This window comes from Aquitalea pelogenes (assembly GCF_001515305.1).
Lineage (GTDB): Bacteria > Pseudomonadota > Gammaproteobacteria > Burkholderiales > Chromobacteriaceae > Aquitalea > Aquitalea pelogenes.
Genome location: NZ_LNQV01000050.1, coordinates 1 through 18307 on the forward strand (window position 1 = coordinate 1; position 18307 = coordinate 18307).

The 18307-nt window shown below is 57.4% G+C and carries 22 protein-coding genes and 1 pseudogene; 17 read left to right on the plus strand and 6 right to left on the minus strand.

The genetic code is table 11. The features are described 5' to 3' along the window. The 6 genes from AWT75_RS17150 to AWT75_RS17170 form a co-directional block, all read left to right on the plus strand. Positions 1–1336, plus strand: a 1336-nt coding sequence (locus AWT75_RS17150) for a chemotaxis protein CheA (protein WP_062790713.1), incomplete at its 5' end; no start/stop codon positions are given. 24 nt (positions 1337–1360) lie between these two features. Beyond that, the gene (locus AWT75_RS23130) at positions 1361–1774 is read left to right on the plus strand and encodes a YuxH family protein (RefSeq protein ID WP_239689637.1); all 414 of its coding nucleotides are present in this window, start codon (positions 1361–1363) and stop codon (positions 1772–1774) included. A 53-nt stretch (positions 1775–1827) separates the two neighbouring features. After that, entirely contained in the window at positions 1828–2583 is a 756-nt protein-coding gene (locus tag AWT75_RS17155; RefSeq protein ID WP_338021311.1) for an EAL and HDOD domain-containing protein, read from the plus strand. Between the two features lie 32 nt (positions 2584–2615). Then, entirely contained in the window at positions 2616–3284 is a 669-nt protein-coding gene (gene tsaB, locus AWT75_RS17160) for a tRNA (adenosine(37)-N6)-threonylcarbamoyltransferase complex dimerization subunit type 1 TsaB (protein ID WP_062790715.1), read from the plus strand. Then, positions 3281–3718 (plus strand): ribosomal protein S18-alanine N-acetyltransferase, encoded by a 438-nt coding sequence (gene rimI, locus AWT75_RS17165; protein WP_045847407.1) that lies wholly within the window; start codon positions 3281–3283, stop codon positions 3716–3718. The genes tsaB and rimI overlap by 4 nt, the downstream gene beginning before the upstream one ends. Next, on the plus strand, positions 3715–4563 hold the full coding sequence (locus AWT75_RS17170) for a uracil-DNA glycosylase (protein ID WP_062790717.1): 849 nt from the start codon (positions 3715–3717) through the stop codon (positions 4561–4563). Before rimI ends, AWT75_RS17170 begins: the two co-directional genes overlap by 4 nt. Before the next feature lie 21 nt (positions 4564–4584). Here the strand turns inward: AWT75_RS17170 and AWT75_RS17175 are convergent, their stop codons facing one another. The 3 genes from AWT75_RS17175 to rpmB form a co-directional block, all read right to left on the minus strand. Beyond that, positions 4585–5298 (minus strand): type 1 glutamine amidotransferase, encoded by a 714-nt coding sequence (locus AWT75_RS17175; RefSeq protein ID WP_062790719.1) that lies wholly within the window; start codon positions 5296–5298, stop codon positions 4585–4587. 218 nt (positions 5299–5516) lie between these two features. After that, positions 5517–5672, minus strand: coding sequence for a 50S ribosomal protein L33 (gene rpmG, locus AWT75_RS17180; protein WP_028453358.1), 156 nt, complete (start codon positions 5670–5672; stop codon positions 5517–5519). Between the two features lie 34 nt (positions 5673–5706). Further along, a complete protein-coding gene (gene rpmB, locus AWT75_RS17185; RefSeq protein WP_011137003.1) occupies positions 5707–5940 on the minus strand; it encodes a 50S ribosomal protein L28 in 234 nt (77 codons plus the stop codon). Between the two features lie 268 nt (positions 5941–6208). Between rpmB and AWT75_RS17190 the strand changes: the two genes are divergently transcribed. From AWT75_RS17190 to AWT75_RS17210, 5 genes are all read left to right on the plus strand, one after another. Next, complete coding sequence (locus AWT75_RS17190; protein WP_062790721.1) at positions 6209–7849, plus strand: CTP synthase; 1641 nt, start codon at positions 6209–6211, stop codon at positions 7847–7849. Positions 7850–7851: 2 nt separating this feature from the next. Then, positions 7852–8703 (plus strand): 3-deoxy-8-phosphooctulonate synthase, encoded by an 852-nt coding sequence (kdsA, locus tag AWT75_RS17195; RefSeq protein ID WP_062790723.1) that lies wholly within the window; start codon positions 7852–7854, stop codon positions 8701–8703. Positions 8704–8808: 105 nt separating this feature from the next. Next, positions 8809–10092 (plus strand): phosphopyruvate hydratase, encoded by a 1284-nt coding sequence (gene eno / locus AWT75_RS17200; RefSeq protein ID WP_062790725.1) that lies wholly within the window; start codon positions 8809–8811, stop codon positions 10090–10092. A gap of 8 nt (positions 10093–10100) precedes the next feature. Further along, positions 10101–10391 carry a cell division protein FtsB gene (ftsB, locus tag AWT75_RS17205; RefSeq protein ID WP_045847413.1) on the plus strand — a complete coding sequence of 97 codons (291 nt, stop codon included), beginning with the start codon at positions 10101–10103 and terminating at the stop codon, positions 10389–10391. Positions 10392–10467: 76 nt separating this feature from the next. Then, complete coding sequence (locus AWT75_RS17210) at positions 10468–12261, plus strand: GGDEF domain-containing protein (protein WP_062790727.1); 1794 nt, start codon at positions 10468–10470, stop codon at positions 12259–12261. Between the two features lie 36 nt (positions 12262–12297). Here AWT75_RS17210 and AWT75_RS17215 read toward each other — a convergent pair whose 3' ends face one another. Continuing rightward, positions 12298–12606, minus strand: coding sequence for an RnfH family protein (locus AWT75_RS17215; RefSeq protein ID WP_045847415.1), 309 nt, complete (start codon positions 12604–12606; stop codon positions 12298–12300). Continuing rightward, positions 12599–13036: a type II toxin-antitoxin system RatA family toxin gene (locus AWT75_RS17220; RefSeq protein WP_045847416.1), complete on the minus strand. Its 438-nt coding sequence runs from the start codon at positions 13034–13036 to the stop codon at positions 12599–12601. The genes AWT75_RS17215 and AWT75_RS17220 overlap by 8 nt, the downstream gene beginning before the upstream one ends. 178 nt (positions 13037–13214) lie before the next feature. On the opposite strand from AWT75_RS17220, the gene smpB reads away from it, so the two are divergent. The 4 genes and pseudogenes from smpB (at position 13215) to AWT75_RS17240 (ending at position 16265) form a co-directional block, all read left to right on the plus strand. Beyond that, positions 13215–13670 (plus strand): SsrA-binding protein SmpB, encoded by a 456-nt coding sequence (gene smpB, locus AWT75_RS17225; protein WP_045847417.1) that lies wholly within the window; start codon positions 13215–13217, stop codon positions 13668–13670. Further along, positions 13667–14023: a hypothetical protein gene (locus AWT75_RS17230; RefSeq protein WP_045847418.1), complete on the plus strand. Its 357-nt coding sequence runs from the start codon at positions 13667–13669 to the stop codon at positions 14021–14023. The genes smpB and AWT75_RS17230 overlap by 4 nt, the downstream gene beginning before the upstream one ends. A 65-nt stretch (positions 14024–14088) precedes the next feature. Further along, a pseudogene (guaA, locus tag AWT75_RS17235) lies at positions 14089–15665 on the plus strand (glutamine-hydrolyzing GMP synthase). 231 nt (positions 15666–15896) lie between these two features. Next, positions 15897–16265, plus strand: coding sequence for a 50S ribosome-binding protein YggL (locus tag AWT75_RS17240; protein ID WP_062790729.1), 369 nt, complete (start codon positions 15897–15899; stop codon positions 16263–16265). Positions 16266–16352: 87 nt separating this feature from the next. On the opposite strand, the gene AWT75_RS17245 is transcribed toward AWT75_RS17240, so the two are convergent. Next, entirely contained in the window at positions 16353–17120 is a 768-nt protein-coding gene (locus AWT75_RS17245) for a glycosyltransferase family 2 protein (RefSeq protein WP_062790731.1), read from the minus strand. A gap of 434 nt (positions 17121–17554) precedes the next feature. Here AWT75_RS17245 and AWT75_RS17250 point away from each other — a divergent pair, with 434 nt between their 5' ends. After that, on the plus strand, positions 17555–17905 hold the full coding sequence (locus tag AWT75_RS17250) for an ElaB/YgaM/YqjD family protein (protein ID WP_233160823.1): 351 nt from the start codon (positions 17555–17557) through the stop codon (positions 17903–17905). A gap of 15 nt (positions 17906–17920) precedes the next feature. Continuing rightward, positions 17921–18307 carry a phage holin family protein gene (locus AWT75_RS17255; protein ID WP_062790733.1) on the plus strand — a complete coding sequence of 129 codons (387 nt, stop codon included), beginning with the start codon at positions 17921–17923 and terminating at the stop codon, positions 18305–18307.

The window sequence follows — 18307 nt, forward strand, 5'->3', positions numbered from 1 at the left end:
GGCAGCGCCTGCAGCCGCCCCGGCCCACGAACTGATCACCGCCGCCGAGCACCTGCCGGCCGTCAAGCAGCCTCCCAAGCCGGTTGCTAACAAGCAGCCCAGCAGCGCAGGCAACAGCAGCGGCCCGCAGGAAAATACCATCCGTATCGACACGGTTCGTCTGGACATGGTGCTGAACCTGTCCGGCGAAATCGGCCTGACCAAGAACCGCCTGACTACCCTGCGCACGGAAATCCTGCAAGGCAATCGCGACGGCAATACCCTGCGTTCGCTGGATGAAGCCATCAGCCAGCTGGACCTGCTGGTGGGCGACCTGCAGAACGCAGTGATGAAAACCCGCATGCAGCCGATTGGCCGCCTGTTCCAGAAATACCCGCGTTTGGCACGTGACCTGGCCCGTCAACTGGGCAAGGAAGTCGAACTGGTGCTGTCCGGTGAAGAGACCGAGCTGGACAAGACCATGATCGAAGACCTCAACGATCCGCTGGTTCACCTGGTGCGCAATGCGGTTGACCATGGTGTCGAATCGCCGGAAGAACGTATTGCTGCCGGCAAGAAGCCGCAATCGCTGATCCAGCTGACTGCCGAACAGGTGGGCGATCACATCCAGATCGAAATCACCGACGACGGCAAGGGCATGAACCCGGACGCCCTGCGTCGCAAGGCCATCGAAAAAGGCCTGATCGATCAGGAAACGGCCAACGGTCTGGACGAGAAGCAATGCCTGCAGCTCATCTTCATGCCGGGCTTCTCCACCAAGGACCAGATCTCCAGCGTTTCCGGCCGCGGCGTAGGCATGGACGTGGTGCGTACCAACATCCAGAAGCTCAATGGCCGCATCGACATCAACTCGCTACCGGGCGAAGGCACCCGCATCAGCATTTCGCTGCCGCTGACGCTGGCCATTCTGCCGGTGCTGGTGGTGCGTGCCTGCAACCAGCCGTTTGCCGTACCACTGGCCATGGTGCGCGAAATCATCACCATCGACCCGAATGCCATCCAGGAAGTTTCGGGCAAACCCACCATCGTGGTGCGTGATGAAATCCTGCCGCTGCGTACCTTGGCTGGCCTACTGGGCTGGGAACCCACCCAGAAGCCCTACTTTGGCGTGCTGATGCAATCGGCCGAGAAGTCCTTCATCCTGGCCATCGACTCCTTTGTCGGTCGCGACGATGTGGTCATCAAGCCGCTGCAGAACATTCGTCCGAAGGGCGTGGCCGGTGCCACCCTGTCTGGCGATGGTTCGGTGGTTCTGGTACTGGACATGGAAGACCTGCTCAGCTCCAGCGACGGCACCAATGGCCAAGTCAGGACTTCGGAGCTGATTTCCGTATAAAAAAACCAAGACTGGCAAGCTTTAATGACCACTCAATGCGCCTTCATCGGAAGGCAAACGGTTCTCAACCGCAACCAGCAGCTCATCGGGTATGAGCTGCTTTTTCGTGCAAGCAAGGAAGCCAGTTCCGTTGGCCCACACAGCGATCTGCAAGCTGACACCGACGTGCTGGTCAATACCCTGAACAATATGGGTACCAGCTGGCTGATCGGCAACAAGCTGGCTTTCATCAATGTCGGCGAAGCCATGCTGACCAGCGACTTTCTGGAACTGCTGCCACCACGGCGCGTCATCCTGGACATCGCACCGGATATTTCGCCCTCCAGTGAGCTGCTGTCGCGCGCCCGCCACCTGCGCTCGCTGGTTTTGGCATTGCACTGGATGATTTCAGTTTTGAAGCACAGTCCGCTGCATTTCTGGAATTTGCCAATTACGTAAAGCTGGACATCCAGAATCGCGACCCCAATCACTTCCAGGTACTGGCGGCCCGCTTGCGTAGTTACCCGGTCATCCGCATTGCCGAGCGCGTGGAAACCCACGAGCAATACCATCTGTGCAAGGAACTGGGCATGGATGGCTTCCAGGGTTATTACTTTGCCAAACCGGAAACCCTGTCGGCCAAGGTGATTCACCCGACCTTCAGCAACGCGCTGGAGCTGCTCAACCTGCTGCGGATGGATGCCGACCTGCGCAAGGTGGAGCAGATTCTCAAGCGCGATGTCGCCCTGTCCTACAAGCTGCTGCGCTATGTCAACTCGGCGGCTGCCGGCCTGAACACAACCATCAGCTCCTTCTCGCACGCAGTCACGGTACTGGGCTACAAAAAGCTGTACCGCTGGCTCACCCTGCTGCTGGTTACCGCATCCGACGACGGACGCGCACCACCGGCACTTCAGAAAACGGCCGTCACACGCGGCCGCCTGATGGAGCTTCTTGGTGCGGAGTTGGGCATGAGTCCGGATGACTGCGACAACCTGTTCATTGTCGGCATGTTCAGCCTGCTGGACGTATTGTTTGACATGCCGATGAACGCCATTCTGGAACATCTGCAGTTGCCGGTTTGCATCATCGAAGCCCTGGCCGCCCGTAAGGGCCGGATGGGCATGCTGCTGCAACTGACCCAGTCTTGCGAAGATGGCCAGCTCAACGGTGTGGATGCGCTGTGTCAGCAATTGGGCCTGACTCCGGAACAACTCAACCAGTCCCACGTTGCCGCACTCGCTTGGGTGGAGGATCTGGGCTTATAATTGCCAGCCCTTCAGCCGGTCAGCACATCTCGATGAAACTGTTAGCCATAGACACCTCCAGCAGTTATTTGTCTCTTGCCCTCAGCCTGGATAATCAGTTACTGAATTTCCATGAGGAAATGGGACAAAAGCATGCCGAGCGCACGCTGCCGGAAATCCAGCGACTGCTGCAACAGGCTGACATCGGCTTGTGCGATCTGGATGCCATCGTCTATGGTCAGGGGCCGGGTTCGTTCACCGGGCTGCGCATTGCCTGCGGGCTGGCTCAAGGACTGGCATTTTCCGCCGGACTGCCGGTCATCGGCATCCCGACACTGGATGCCGTTGCCCAGCAAAGTGCTGCCGAGCGGGTACTGGTCTGCCTGGATGCCCGCATGCAGCAGGTTTACTGTGCCAGCTACCAGACCGGGCCAACATGGCAGCGTCTGACCCCGATCACCCTGCAAGACCCGCAAGACGTCACCTTGCCGGATGGCATCACCATGCTGGCAGGAGATGGCTTTACCAATTATCCGGCACTGCTGGCTGCCCAGCGCGACAGCACACGGCACACCGGCATCCTCCGCGCCGATGCCCGCTCTCATATTGCGCTGGCCCTTACCGGTCGCTACCCGCAGCAGCACCCCAGAGAAGCCGAGTTGCTGTATGTACGCAACAAGGTGGCTCTCACATCCATCGAACAACAGGCTTTGAAGGGATGAGCCAGGTTTTGCGCCAGCAAGCTGTTGATGCCGAACAACTGGCACAACTGGAAGCTGCAGCCACTGCACATGGCTGGAGCGCACGCAATTACCAGGACTCCATCCAGGCAGGGCATGTATTTTATGGCCTGGACCAGCAGGCTCTTGGCTGCGCCGTCGTCATGCCGCTGCTGGACGAAGCCGAACTGCTCAATATTTTCATTGCCGCCGATCAGCAAGGCCGCGGACTGGGCCTTGCCCTGCTGACCGGGCTGATGCAAGACCTGAAGCAACACGGCTGCACCAAATTGTTTCTGGAAGTTCGCGCCAGCAACCTGCCGGCCCGCAAGCTTTACAACCGTTGCGGCTTTCAGGAAACCGGCATGCGCAAAAACTACTACCCGTGCGCCAATGGCGAACGCGAACACGCCATCCTGATGGAGGCCGTGCTATGAATCGCAGCCGTTTCATCCAGCAAGCCATGGGCCTGGGCCCCATCTGGGAATCCCGCGAGGGCTGGTTCACCGATCATCCGGCAGAAATTGCCAGGCATGCACTGATACAAGCCAGCCACGACACGGCCATGGCCGAGCTGCATCACATGGAAACGGCAGCACCAGCCACGCCCGAACCAGCAGCGCAGGCGGCAGCAGCCAGCTTACCGCCGCATCAGGACAGCCAGCTGCCAGTATTGCCAGCCACTGCATTGCCCGCAGCCGAAGTCGATGCAGTCGACCACCTTCCCGACTGGGAGCAACTGGAACAGAACGTTGCCAATTGCGAACGCTGCACCCTGTGCCGCACGCGCACCCAGACCGTATTTGGCCGCGGCAATCCTAAGGCACGCTGGATGCTGATTGGCGAAGCTCCCGGAGAGCACGAGGACAGACAAGGCGAGCCCTTTGTCGGCAAGGCCGGGCAGCTGCTGGATAATATGCTGGCCGCCGCTGGTCTGGATCGCGACCGTGATGTCTACATTGCCAACGTCCTTAAATGCCGCCCGCCGGGCAACCGCAACCCGGCACCAGAGGAAATCCTGGCCTGCCAGGGCTACCTGCAACAACAGATTCAGCACGTCCAGCCCGTGCTGATTGTGGCGTTGGGGCGTTTTGCCGTGCAGACCCTGCTGCAAAGCGAACAAACCATTGGCAAACTGCGCGGCCAGGTCCACCAGTACCAAGGCATTCCGCTGATTGCCACCTATCACCCGGCTTACCTGCTACGCAATCTGCCTGACAAGGCCAAGGCATGGCAGGACATGGTGCTGGCCAAAAAAACCTATACACAGCAGGCTGGCTGATCCAGCCTGTTGCCGCAGCACTCAGCAATACACACCCTGCAGCCAGCGGCGATAGATGGCATCCGCCTGGGAATGACTTTGCGGCATGCCAGCGTCCAGAGAAGCATCAATCTCATCGACGGACATCACGCTGGGCAAATCATGTCCGTCAATTTCCTGATAGCCCACCTGCAACCACTTGCGAATCATGGGGGCCTTCACTTCACAGTGAAACTGCATACCCAGATGCTTGCCGCCGTACAGAAATGCCTGATTGCGGCAAAAAGCACTGCTGGCCAGCAAGCTGGCACCGGCAGGCAAGCCAAAGGTATCGCTGTGCCACTGGAATACGCGCAGTACCTGCCTGCCTCCAAACCACTCCCCTGCCACTGTGGCAGCCGCAGGCTGCAGGTCAATCCAGCCGATTTCGGGAATCTCCGCCTTGCTGACTTCGGCACCCAGTGCCAACGCCAACAACTGCCCGCCCAGACAGTGGCCAATCACCGGCACATCCGCCGCCACGGCGCGACGCAAGAATTCAATCTCAGGCAAGATCCACGGATGCTCTGCCACATCATGCACACTCATCGGCCCACCAAAACTGGCCACACCGGCATAGTCACGGACATCCGGTGGCAAGGCATCCCCGGCATAGACACTGAAAATGCGTGATGGAATTCCGGAACGATTCAGGTAATCAAGAAAATACTCCGGACCATCCAGCGCAACATGCTGAATGATGGCAATGGGCTTCATGGCTACTCCTCTGCACAATCCGGCTTGCACCCGGAAAATGATCACAAAATTACACAACCTGAAAATATATCCCAAAAATATCAATATATGGAATTTTATTTGATCAAAAACAAAGAGAACAGCAAGAAGAGAATGAAGGAAGTGCACAAAAGGCAGGCAATAAAAAACCCTTCTCCGTGCACCAGAGAAGGGCTCTTCGACGTTACTGAAAATCAAGCTTACTTCAGCTTGGTTTCCTTGTAGATAACGTGTTTGCGGGCAACGGGATCAAATTTTTTGATCTCCATTTTTTCCGGCATCGTGCGCTTGTTCTTCGTAGTAGTGTAGAAGTGGCCAGTGCCGGCGGTGGATTCAAGCTTGATTTTATCGCGCATTGTATTACCTATCTGTCGCTATCTAGAGGACCGCTTAGATCTCGCCACGAGCGCGCAGATCTGCCAGCACTACATCGATACCAACTTTATCGATAGTACGCAGTGCAGCGTTGGATACGCGCAGGCGCACCCAGCGGTTTTCGCTTTCTACCCAGAACTTGCGGTACTGCAAGTTCGGCAGGAAACGACGTTTCGTCTTGTTGTTGGCGTGGGAAACATTGTTCCCGGTCATCGGACGTTTGCCGGTGACTTTGCAAACACGCGCCATGTTAACACTCCCAAAACCGGTAAAAGCTGGCTTTATACCATGAAAAAAGCCAGCGATTCAAGCATGATGCGCACTTTCCGTGGAAAGCACGATCTCGTATATGAAACAGTCGGGACGCATTGTAACGGAATTACCACAAACTGGCGAGCACAAGCTGAAATCAGACCGAACAAGTGTTGCATTCATTGTTGCAACAAGGCGTGCCGTGGCGGTTCAAATCCAAGCGATTTCAGGTTAAAATCCCGGATTCCCATAGAGCCGTAATTCCATGACCAAGTATATCTTCGTAACCGGCGGTGTGGTGTCTTCCCTGGGGAAGGGCATCGCCGCTGCGTCCATTGCTGCCATTCTTGAGTCGCGCGGGCTGAAAGTCACCATGCTGAAGCTCGACCCGTACATCAACGTCGACCCGGGTACCATGAGCCCCTTCCAGCACGGTGAAGTATTCGTGACGGAAGACGGCGCAGAAACCGACCTCGACCTTGGCCACTATGAGCGCTTCATCAAATCCAAGATGAAGAAGAGCAACAACTTCACCACTGGTCAGGTTTACGAATCCGTGATCACCAAGGAGCGCCGTGGCGACTACCTGGGTGGTACCGTGCAGGTCATTCCGCACATCACCGACGAAATCAAGCACAAGGTGCATGAAGGCGCAGGCGATGCCGACGTAGCCATCGTCGAAATCGGCGGCACCGTGGGTGACATCGAGTCCCTGCCCTTCCTGGAAGCCATCCGCCAGATGCGCTCCAACCTGGGCCGCAAGAACACCATGTACGTGCACTTGTCCTACGTGCCGTTCATTGCCACCGCAGGTGAAATCAAGACCAAGCCGACCCAGCACTCGGTAAAAGAGCTGCGTGAAATCGGCATTCAGCCGGACATCCTGCTGTGCCGTATGGACCGCGAGCTGCCTGCCGACGAAAAGCGCAAGATCGCCCTGTTCTGTAATGTCGAAGAAAACGCCGTCATCGGCTGCTACGACTCGGACTCCATCTACAAAGTCCCGGCCATGCTGCACGAACAAGGCATTGACGAAATCATTACCGAACACATGCAGCTGGATATCCCGCCGGCTGACCTGTCGGTATGGGCTGGCATCATCGACGCCATCGAGCATCCGGAGCAAACCGTCAACATCGCCATGGTCGGCAAGTATGTTGACCTGACCGAATCCTACAAGTCGCTGTCGGAAGCCCTGAAGCACGCCGGCATCCACACCCGCTCCGACGTCAACATCATCTATGTCGACTCCGAAGACATCGAGCGTGACGGTGCCGAGTCGCTGAAGGACATGGATGCCATCCTGGTACCGGGCGGCTTCGGCAAGCGTGGCGTGGAAGGCAAGATCAAGGCCGTGAAGTTTGCCCGCGAGAACAACATCCCTTACATGGGTATCTGTCTGGGCATGCAGATTGCGCTGATCGAATACGCACGTGATGTGGCCGGCCTTGCCGGTGCCAACTCCACCGAATTCGACCTGGATACCGATTACCCGGTAGTGGCGCTGATCGACGAATGGGTCAATCACGACGGCAAGATCGAAAAGCGTGACGAAAACTCCAATATGGGCGGCACCATGCGTCTGGGCGGCCAGCACTGCGATCTGGTAGAAGGCTCTCTGGCAGCACGCGTTTATGGCTCCACCGACATCGTCGAGCGCCATCGCCACCGCTACGAAGTGAACAACTACTACGTACAGCGTCTGGAAGCAGCCGGCCTGACCATTTCCGGCCGCTCCGCCGGTCATGAAAAGCTGGTGGAAACCATCGAGCTGAAAGACCACCGCTGGTTCTTCGCCTGCCAGTTCCACCCGGAATTCACCTCTACCCCGCGCGATGGCCACCCGCTGTTCAAGGCCTATGTGCAGGCAGCCATCGACTACAAGGCTGAAAAGCAAGGGAAATAAGCATGAAACTGTGCGGATTCGAAGTCGGCCTGAACCAGCCCCTGTTCCTGATTGCAGGTCCCTGCGTCATCGAAAGTGAACAGATGGCACTGGATACCGCCGGTCAGCTGAAAGAAATCACCAGCGAACTGGGCATCAACTTCATCTACAAGTCGAGCTACGACAAGGCAAACCGGTCCTCCGGCACCTCCTTCCGCGGTTTCGGTATTGATGAAGGCCTGCGCATTCTGGACGAAGTAAAACGGCAGATCGGCGTTCCCGTCTTGACCGATGTGCATGCCGAGAGTGAAATCGCCCAGGTTGCCAGCGTGGTGGATGTGCTGCAGACCCCGGCTTTCCTGTGCCGCCAGACTGACTTCATCCGCGCCGTTGCCCAGTGCGGCAAGCCGGTCAACATCAAGAAGGGGCAGTTTCTTGCCCCGGGCGACATGAAAAATGTCATCGACAAGGCCCGAGCCGCCGCACTGGAAGCCGGTTTGCCAGAGGACAGTTTCATGGCCTGCGAGCGTGGCGTATCGTTCGGCTACAACAATCTGGTATCCGACATGCGTTCGCTGATGATCATGCGTGATACGGCCTGCCCGGTAGTCTACGATGCCACCCACTCGGTGCAGCTGCCTGGCGGTCAGGGCAGCTCTTCCGGTGGCCAGCGCGAATTCGTGCCGGTTTTGGCACGCGCTGCCGTTGCTGCAGGCATTGCCGGCATTTTCATGGAAACCCACCCCAACCCGGCATGTGCCATGTCCGATGGCCCGAACGCCTGGCCACTGGGGCGGATGAAAGAACTGCTGGCCACGCTGCAGCAGCTGGACCGTCTGGTCAAGCAAGGCGGCTGGCCCGAGCATTCACTCTGAGTCTTGTTGCAGTCCGAGTTGTGGTAGCAAGCATTCTTCAGCCCGCCAACATGGCGGGCTGACAGTGATACGGTTAACCAAGCAATGCAATTGAAGGGGACAAGTATGAGTTCGATCATTGACGTAGTAGCCCGCGAGATTCTCGACTCCCGTGGTAATCCGACTGTTGAAGCCGATGTACTGCTGGAATCCGGCGTAATGGGTCGCGCAGCCGTACCGAGCGGTGCCTCCACCGGCGAGAAGGAAGCACTGGAACTGCGTGACGGCGACAAGAGCCGCTACCTGGGCAAGGGCGTTCTGAAAGCTGTTGAAAACATCAATACCGAAATCTGCGAAGCCATCATCGGCCTCGATGCTGCAGACCAGGCTTTCATCGACAAGACCCTGATCGAACTGGACGGCACCGAAACCAAGTCCCGCCTGGGTGCCAACGCCATGCTGGCCGTTTCCATGGCTGTTGCCCGCGCAGCTGCTGAAGATGCCGGCCTGCCGCTGTACCGCTACCTGGGTGGTGCCGGCCCGATGGCCCTGCCGCTGCCGATGATGAACGTGATCAACGGTGGTGCGCATGCCAACAACACCCTGGACATCCAGGAATTCATGATCATGCCGGTTGGTGCACAAACCTTCCGCGAAGCCCTGCGCTGTGGTGCCGAAGTGTTCCACAACCTGAAAAAACTGTGTGATGCCAAGGGTTACGCCACCACCGTGGGTGACGAAGGCGGTTTTGCCCCGAACCTGGCCAGCCACGAAGATGCCATCAAGCTGATCCTGGAAGCCATTGACGCCGCCGGTTACGTACCGGGCCAGGACGTGATGCTGGCTCTGGACTGCGCCTCCTCCGAATTCTACAAGGACGGCAAGTACCATCTGACCGCTGAAGGCCTGCAACTGACTTCCGAGCAGTTTGCCAACTATCTGGAAACCCTGGTCAACAACTATCCGATCATCTCCATCGAAGATGGCATGAGCGAACATGACTGGGAAGGCTGGAAGATTCTGACCGACCGCCTGGGCAAGCGTATCCAGCTGGTGGGCGACGACGTATTCGTCACCAACCCGAAGATCCTGGCCAAGGGTATTGAAGCCGGCATCTGCAATTCGCTGCTGGTGAAGGTAAACCAGATCGGCACCCTGTCCGAAACCCTGAAAGCGGTTGACCTGGCCAAGCGCTCCAGCTATACCAGCGTCATGAGCCATCGTTCCGGCGAAACCGAAGACAGCACCATTGCCGACCTGGCAGTTGCCACCAACTGCATGCAGATCAAGACCGGCTCCCTGTCCCGCTCCGACCGCATGGCCAAGTACAACCAGCTGCTGCGTATCGAAGAAGAACTGGGTGATGCTGCCTGGTTCCCGGGTCGTGCTGCTTTCTACCACCTGAAGTAAGCTTGAACATGCGCTGGCTGACCCTGACACTGGTAACCCTGCTGATCGCCTTGCAATGGCCCTTGTGGTTTGGCAAGGGGAGCTGGCTCAGGGTCTGGCAGCTGGACAAGCAACTGCAGGAACAGCGGGCTGTCACCCAAAAGCTGATAGCCCGCAACGCAGCCCTGGATGCCGAAGTTCGTGACCTGAAGCAAGGAACCGATGCAATTGAAGAGAGAGCACGTAACGAACTTGGTATGATTCGCAATGGTGAGGTATTTTTCCAATTACTGGATCCGGCGACTGCGACAAAACATTGACTAAGCCAGTCCAAACCGTCACCTTCCTGAACTAAGAATAACTATGGCTGGCTACAAAACTTCCAGGGTTTGGTCAATGACAACACAAAATCCGATAGAGGTTGCACGGGAAACGCTCAAACAGCTGAGTCTGCGCAAACTGCTACCAACACCGGAAAATTTCGAGCGCGTCTATCACGAGCTCACGCAAACTCCCATTGAGCGAGACAACAAGCTGGGTACCCAGCTATTGCGAGCTCTGGAAACCATTCCGGCTGAATCACCGCAAACCAAGACACTGCTGCTGCGCATCAAACAGGCCACCGACGAATCCCGTTGGGAACTGTTGCCGCAGCTGGCCATCGATTTTCTCAAACTGGCACTAAGCCAGACCAACCTGTCCCAACCCTGGGGCAGCCTGATCCAGAACCTGATCCGCAGCTGGGACTTGCGCCTGCCTGACCTGCCCCAGCATCACAAGCAAGCGGCACTGGAACGGGTACTGATCAACTTCGGCAACCAGCCGGAAGAACTCAATCTCAAGCTATCCGCGCTGGTACGTAACTGGAGTGCGCCCGCCAGTCAGCGCGACCCCATTGAAGTACTGGACGCAGGTGGCGCACTGACAGATACCCCGGCCGAATCCACCAGCCAGCCAGCCAGCAACAGCAGCAGCTGGCCGCTCTGGCAGCGTACCCTGGCGTTTGCCCTCAAGCACGGCCTGGAACCGCGCCTGATCAGCATGCCGGACATGTGCGAGTCACTGGAAGCCCTGATTCGCGAGCTCGATCAGGTAAGCGACGATGCCAGCCTGAATGTCTACATGCCCAAGCTGCGCAGCTTCATGCTGAAGCTGGAGCTGCAAACCCAGCAAGAAGGCCGCCTGGTTTCCGGGCTGACCAACCTGCTGCGCCTGCTGCTGGACAATGTGGCTGAAATCAATCGTTCGGATGACTATCTGGTTGGACAAGTGCATTCATTGCAGGAAGTCCTGTCGCACCAGCCGCTGTCCATGCAACAGGTTTATCAGCTGGAAACCAGCCTGAAGGAAGTGATTCGCAAGCAAGGCATGCTGAAGAGCACGCTGGATGAAGCCACCAGCTCCTTGCGCACCTTGCTGGACCGTTTCATTTCGCGCCTGGCGCAAATGACGGATTCGACTGACGACTTCCACAGCAAAATCAGCAAGCACAGCGAGAAGCTCAAGAACACTCACAATGTCGAAGAGCTCGGCAGCGTAGTATCCGCGCTGATGGAAGACACCTCGCTGATGCAGCTGGATCTCACTCGCTCCCGCGACGAACTGTTGGCGGCACGCGAACAGGTTGAAGCTGCAGAACAACGCATCACCGAACTGGAAAGCGCACTGGAAGCCGCCAGCGCCAAGGTCAAGGAAGACCAGCTGACCGGCGCCTACAACCGTCGCGGCCTGGCCGAACATTTCCAGCGCGAAATCAGCCGTGCCGAACGCACCAATAGCGACCTCAGCGTCGCGCTGATCGACGTCGACAACTTCAAGCAACTGAACGACCGCTACGGCCACCTGACCGGGGACGACGCGCTGAAATACCTGGTGGACGTGATGAAGCACAATATGCGTCCTGCGGATATCGTCGCACGTTTTGGCGGGGAAGAATTTGTCGTCCTGATGCCGGACACCCCGGTGGATGAAGCCATCGACACGGTACAACGCCTGCAGCGCGAGCTGACTCGCACTTTCTTCATGGCCAATAACGACCGCCTGGTCATCACATTCAGTGCCGGTATTGCCAAATGGCATCTGGGTGAACAGGACATCGAAGTCATCGAACGTGCCGACCAGGCCATGTACCAAGCCAAGATCAGCGGCAAGAACCGCGTGATTTCCGCCGAACCGGACAGGATGATCTGAACAAGGCCAAAAAAACCGGGGACATCCCCGGTTTTTTCATTCTTCGCCGCCCTTGCTCATGCCCTTCCCCGCCTCAGCCCGCTGCCGACGCACTGCTTTCGGGTCGGCCTGCAAGGGACGATAGATTTCCACCCGGTCGCCGGCACGCAACACCGTGTCCGGCTTGATGGCCTTGCTGAAGATACCAAGCTTGAGATTGTTGCTGTCCACCATGGAAAACTGCGCCAGTATGCCGGACTGCTGCACCGCCTCGATGGCAGTACAGCCCGCAGCCACCTCCAGCGACATGATGCACTGCCGCTGCGGCAAGGCACAGGCCACCTCCACCGTAAACCGCTCAGTCATCGCCATACACCTTGTCGGCATGTTTGATGAAAGCATCCACCAGCGTACCGGAAATATGGCCAAACACCGGGCCGATCACTTTTTCCAGCAATTTGCTGGAAAACTCGTAACGCAAGCTGAACTCCACCTTGCAGCCAAAATCCCCCAGGGGCGTAAACTGCCACAAACCCTGCAAATGCTGGAAAGGCCCCTCCACCAGCTCCATCAGGATGCTCTCCCCGTCACGCAGGGTATTGCGCGTGGTGAAATGCTGGCGGATTTTCAGGTAATCGATATGCAGGCTGGCCACCTGCTGATCACCCTCACGTGAATGCTCCTCCGCCTTGGCACACCAGGGCAGAAAACGCGGGTAATTCTCTACCTTGTCCACCAGCGCAAACATTTGCGCCGGGGTATGGGCAACCAGAACTTTCTTTTCAACAACCTGCATGGGACAAGCGCACACTGTGCAAAATGGTTCAAGCCCAGCAGTTTACCAAAAGCCATCTGCCCTGTCCGGCCCAGCCTTCATGTAGCAGACAAGCCGCTGATTTTCAGGAATTTTGGCCTGCGGCCAGCTTCTGGTAGAATAGCCGATTCCCATTCAATGCCACGGAAACCTCAGGCGCATGAGCATCATCCAGAACCGCAAAGCCTTCCATGACTATTTCATCGAGGAAGAACTCGAGGCCGGGCTTGTGCTGGAAGGGTGGGAGGTCAAGGCCATCCGTGCCGGACGCATCCAGCTGAAAGAAAGCTATATCGACTGGAAAAATGGCGCTTTCTGGCTGATTGGCTGCCACATCACCGCCCTGCAGTCCGCTTCCACCCACGTCAAGCCAGACCCGGTACGCCCGCGCAAACTCTTGATGTCGCAATCCGAAATCAACCGTTTCATCGGCAAGGTGGAACGTGCCGGCTACACCATGATGGCGCTGGACCTGCACTACAGCAAAGGCAATATCAAGGCCCAGGTTGGCCTGGCCAAGGGCAAGAAGCTGCACGACAAGCGTGACTCGGAAAAAGACCGCGAATGGCAGCGTGAAAAGCAGCGTCTGATGAAAAACCAGCGAGGTGGCGCATGAAAAAAAGTGCCGCACTGCCGATTGCACTGATTTGCCTGGGTGCGGTCTGGTTTCTGAAAAGCACCGCGCTGCTGCCCAGTACCAGCACCCTGCTGGCACTGTTGCTGATCATTGCCGGCGTGCTGCTGGGCTTGCTGGATGGCCTGAACAAATCCACCCTGGTCAGCTGCCCGCTGCTGATCTATGCCGGAGCCGCCATCTACCTGCGTGACAATATGGGACTACACTTGAGTCATCTGTTGTCGCTGGGCATGGTACTGGCCGGTCTCCTGATGCTGTTGTCGCGTAGCGACCGAATTCCGGAGCGCAGCGCACGCTGGCGCTCCCTGCCGGACCAGCATGACCTGCGCTGAAACGGCAAACCATTTACTCATTGAACGACAGGCCCTCGGGCCAACGGAACCTACCAAGGACAGGCATGGACAAGATCCTCATTCTCGACTTCGGCTCTCAAGTTACCCAGTTGATTGCCCGCCGCGTACGCGAAGCTCACGTCTACTGTGAGCTTCATTCGTTTGACATGCCGATTGAAGAAATCCGTGCATTCGGCCCCAAGGCCATCATCCTGTCCGGCGGCCCCAACTCGGTGTACGAATCCGACTACCAGGCAGACCCGGCCCTGTTCGAACTGGGCATCCCGGTACTGGGCATCTGCTACGGCATGCAGTTCATGGCGCAAAGCCTGGGTGGCAAGGTAGAAGCCGGTGACAAGCGTGAATTCGGCTACGCCCAGATCCAGGCCCGCCATCACTCCAAACTGCTGGAAGGCCTGCAAGACCATATCGACGACGCCGGCAACGGCTTCCTGGATGTGTGGATGAGCCACGGCGACAAGGTTACCGCCCTGCCGGCCGGCTTCCATGTCATTGCCGAAACCCCGTCCTGCCCCATCGCCGCCATGGCCGATGAAGACCGCGGCTACTACGGCGTGCAATTCCACCCGGAAGTCACCCACACCAAGCGCGGCACCGAAATGATCCATCGCTTTGTGCTGCACGTGGCGGGTTGCAAGCCCAGCTGGACCATGCCCAACTACATCGACGAAGCGGTAAAGAAAATCCGCGAGCAAGTCGGTGATGAAGAAGTCATCCTCGGCCTGTCCGGTGGTGTGGACAGCTCGGTTGCGGCTGCGCTGATTCACCGCGCCATCGGCCCGCAACTGACCTGCGTTTTCGTTGATCACGGCCTGCTGCGCCTGAACGAAGGCAAGATGGTAATGGAAATGTTTGCGCAGAACCTGGGCGTGAAGGTCATCCACGTGGATGCCACCGAACAGTTCATGAGCAAGCTGGCCGGCGAAACCGATCCGGAAAAGAAACGCAAGATCATCGGCGGCGAGTTCGTGGAAGTATTCCAGGCTGAATCCAACAAGCTGACCAATGCCAAGTGGCTGGCACAAGGCACCATCTACCCCGACGTGATCGAGTCCGCCGGTGCCAAGACCAAAAAGGCCCACACCATCAAGAGCCACCACAATGTGGGCGGCCTGCCGGAAGACATGAACCTCAAGCTGCTGGAACCGCTGCGCGAGCTGTTCAAGGACGAAGTCCGTCAACTGGGCGTGGCACTGGGCCTGCCGCACGACATGGTGTACCGTCACCCCTTCCCGGCCCGGGCCTGGGTGTGCGTATCCTTGGCGAAGTGAAAATGGAATACGCCGATCTGCTGCGCCAGGCCGACGCCATCTTCATTGAAGAACTGCGCAACACCGTGGACGAGAAAACCGGCAAAAACTGGTACGACCTCACCAGCCAGGCCTTTGCCGTGTTCCTGCCGGTGAAATCGGTTGGCGTGATGGGCGATGGCCGCACCTACGACTACGTGGTTGCCCTGCGTGCCGTGGTCACCAGCGACTTCATGACCGCCCACTGGGCAGAGCTGCCGTACTCCCTGCTGGGCCGCGCTTCCAACCGCATCATCAACGAAGTGCGCGGCATCAACCGCGTGGTTTACGATGTGTCGGGCAAACCGCCGGCAACGATTGAGTGGGAATAAAAACCGATAAATATCAGCAGGCTATACGCCAGGCAGGCAATGCTGAGCAAGAGAACAAGCGTTGAAGTGTGTCATGCTGCGCTACCTTGCCCAGCAGGCTGCCTGGACAGAATGTGGACAGCCAGCATGTTATCCAGAGCCCGGGAAACCGGGCTTTTTCTTTATAATCTGACAATCCTTGCATTTTGCCGAAGCCACAGATGGCTGCCTGGCCACCATTAAAGGTCAATAATGAACTATCTCGTCATCCCATCCCGTCGTCGCCTTGCCAACTGGAACCGACGCCAGCGCAAGAAACACCACGCAGGTGAATTTACCGAGTTCGGTTTTACCTTGTCCGTACAATTTGCTGCACCTATGGATGAAGCCGCACGGGAACAGTATGTTGCAGCCCTGATTGAACAAGTCGAGGCACTGGGGCTGACTTACGGTGGCGATGAAAGCAGCGGCTTTATTACCACCTACACCAGTGGCAGTGTCACGCTGGCTCAACGGGACAGTCTGCACGCCTGGGTCAGTGCCTATCCCGCCGTTGGCAGGGCGGAAGTAAGCGAACTGCTGGATGCCTGGCATGACGACAGCTGGTTCGAGGCAGTCTGAAACATTGCCAGCCCAGAACCCCAGACAAGACAAAGCCGGTCAATGACCGGCTTTGTCATGTTCGAATCCACCCACAACGCGTTGGACTCAGAGACCTGTCACACGCCTTATCTGCAAGGCCTTCTTGTATTTGTGATGAGCAAAGCGGGCGGCATACACACCCAGAATCAGCCCGACCCGACCATCCTTCCAGTTACCACTCTTCACATACCATTTGAAAAACGCACCAATCGGGCTGATCCACTGACGCAGGGCAAAGTTCTTGCGGCTACTCATGCGCGCCAGATCGCTGGCATCCAGATTGGTATACAGCTCCAGCTTGCGATTGATTTCGTCCATGGAATGGAAGGTTTGATGCTTGATGGGGAGTTCAATCCGGCCACGGCTGCGGTAGCCGACAAAATCCTCATGCACAGCCTGCTCGGAAAGCCTCACCCGGTTTTTCTCGATAATGCGCACCGGAAAATCCGGGCAACCTACCGGGTATAAAGCGTGCACCTGCTGCCCCATTACAATCCAGTCACGCTGGATTGCATAGGCATCGTGCTGGAAGCCGCTCTGCTTGAGTTGCAGGAGGTGAGCCACCAGCTCGGGACTGGGAATCTCGTCACTATCCAGAAAGAACACGTGATCATGCCTGCATTGTTGCTGGGCAAAATCACGCTGCTGACGGAAATCATCAAACGGGCGATGTAGTACCCGGGCACCACACTGTGTGGCAATGGCCACGGTCTGGTCAGAGCTTCCACTATCCACCACCAGCAAATCGTCGGCCAGAGGGGCAACTGCCTGCAGGATGGCAGACAAGTATTTTTCGCTATTGAAAGTCAGAACATAAATGGACAGTGGTGTCATGCCGCCTGGGCCCTATCGGAATCATTAAACCAGCGTGACAGCGCGGCCTTCAGCAGGTCGAACATCACAGGTTCGGTTTGCTGTATGGGCAGGCTGACGCTTCTTGTCACCGGGGACATCCACTTGCCAAATACATGCAAATGATAAAATCTCCGAAATCGGGGATGTATTATCCTGATTAGCAACAGACAGAACAAATCATATCCATAGCAAACTTGTCCTGACGCCTGAGAATGGCAGGGAAGGTCGCAGACAATTGACTGCCAGAGCTGACAAGTACAATCTCATCCCAAATGGATGCCCTCTGGCTCACAGGATGTGTTGCACCGCAGTATCAGCCAAACCGCCTGCATTTGACGGACTGTCGCTCCACTGATACGGTCAAAGGGCGTAGTCTGTGCAGGGAACCATCCGTTCCGCATTGCAGTCTGATTTTGTTTACCCGTTTCAATTTCATCGAGGAAATCGCCATGTCCGATGCCGCACTGAATCAGGAAAAAGAACAACTGCTGGATGATGTTCGTCAGGTACTGTCCAGTACCGAGGACCTGCTGGGTGCAGCGGGTGACGAAGGCGGCGAGAAGGGCCGTGAACTGCGCAAGCGTCTGGCTGAAAATATCCGTCTGGCCAAGTCGCGCCTGCTGGAAGCCGAAAAAGTGGTGGTCGGCAAGGCCAAGGTGGCAGCCAAGGCAACCGACGACTATGTTCACGAAAACCCGTGGAAATCCATTGGCATCGCCGCTGGCGTAGGCTTCCTGCTGGGCATGCTGGTTTCACGTCGTTAAGCGCGCAGCTGCTGCATGTCTGCCAACTCCTCCCGTCCGCCCCGCCCCGGCAGCTTGCGTTCGCTGCTGGGCGGGGTGTTTTCCTTGCTGCTTACCCGTATTGAACTGCTGGTGCTTGAGGCGGATGAGCAAAAGGACGCCTTGCTGTTCAGCCTGTTGTTAGGCGGGCTGGCATTGATCCTGCTCTTGGTGGGCCTGCTGTCCGCCTTGCTGCTGCTACTGGTGCTGACTCCGGACAGCTGGCGTCCCTTGCTGCTGGGCGGCCTGATGCTGTGCAGCACAGGAGGTGGCGTGGCCCTGCTGTGGCAGCTGCGCCAACGCGCCCGACGCAGCCCTTCCCCCTTTACCGAAACCCTGACCGAAGTCCGCAAGGACTGGGACAGCCTGAGCGGAAAGCTTTGA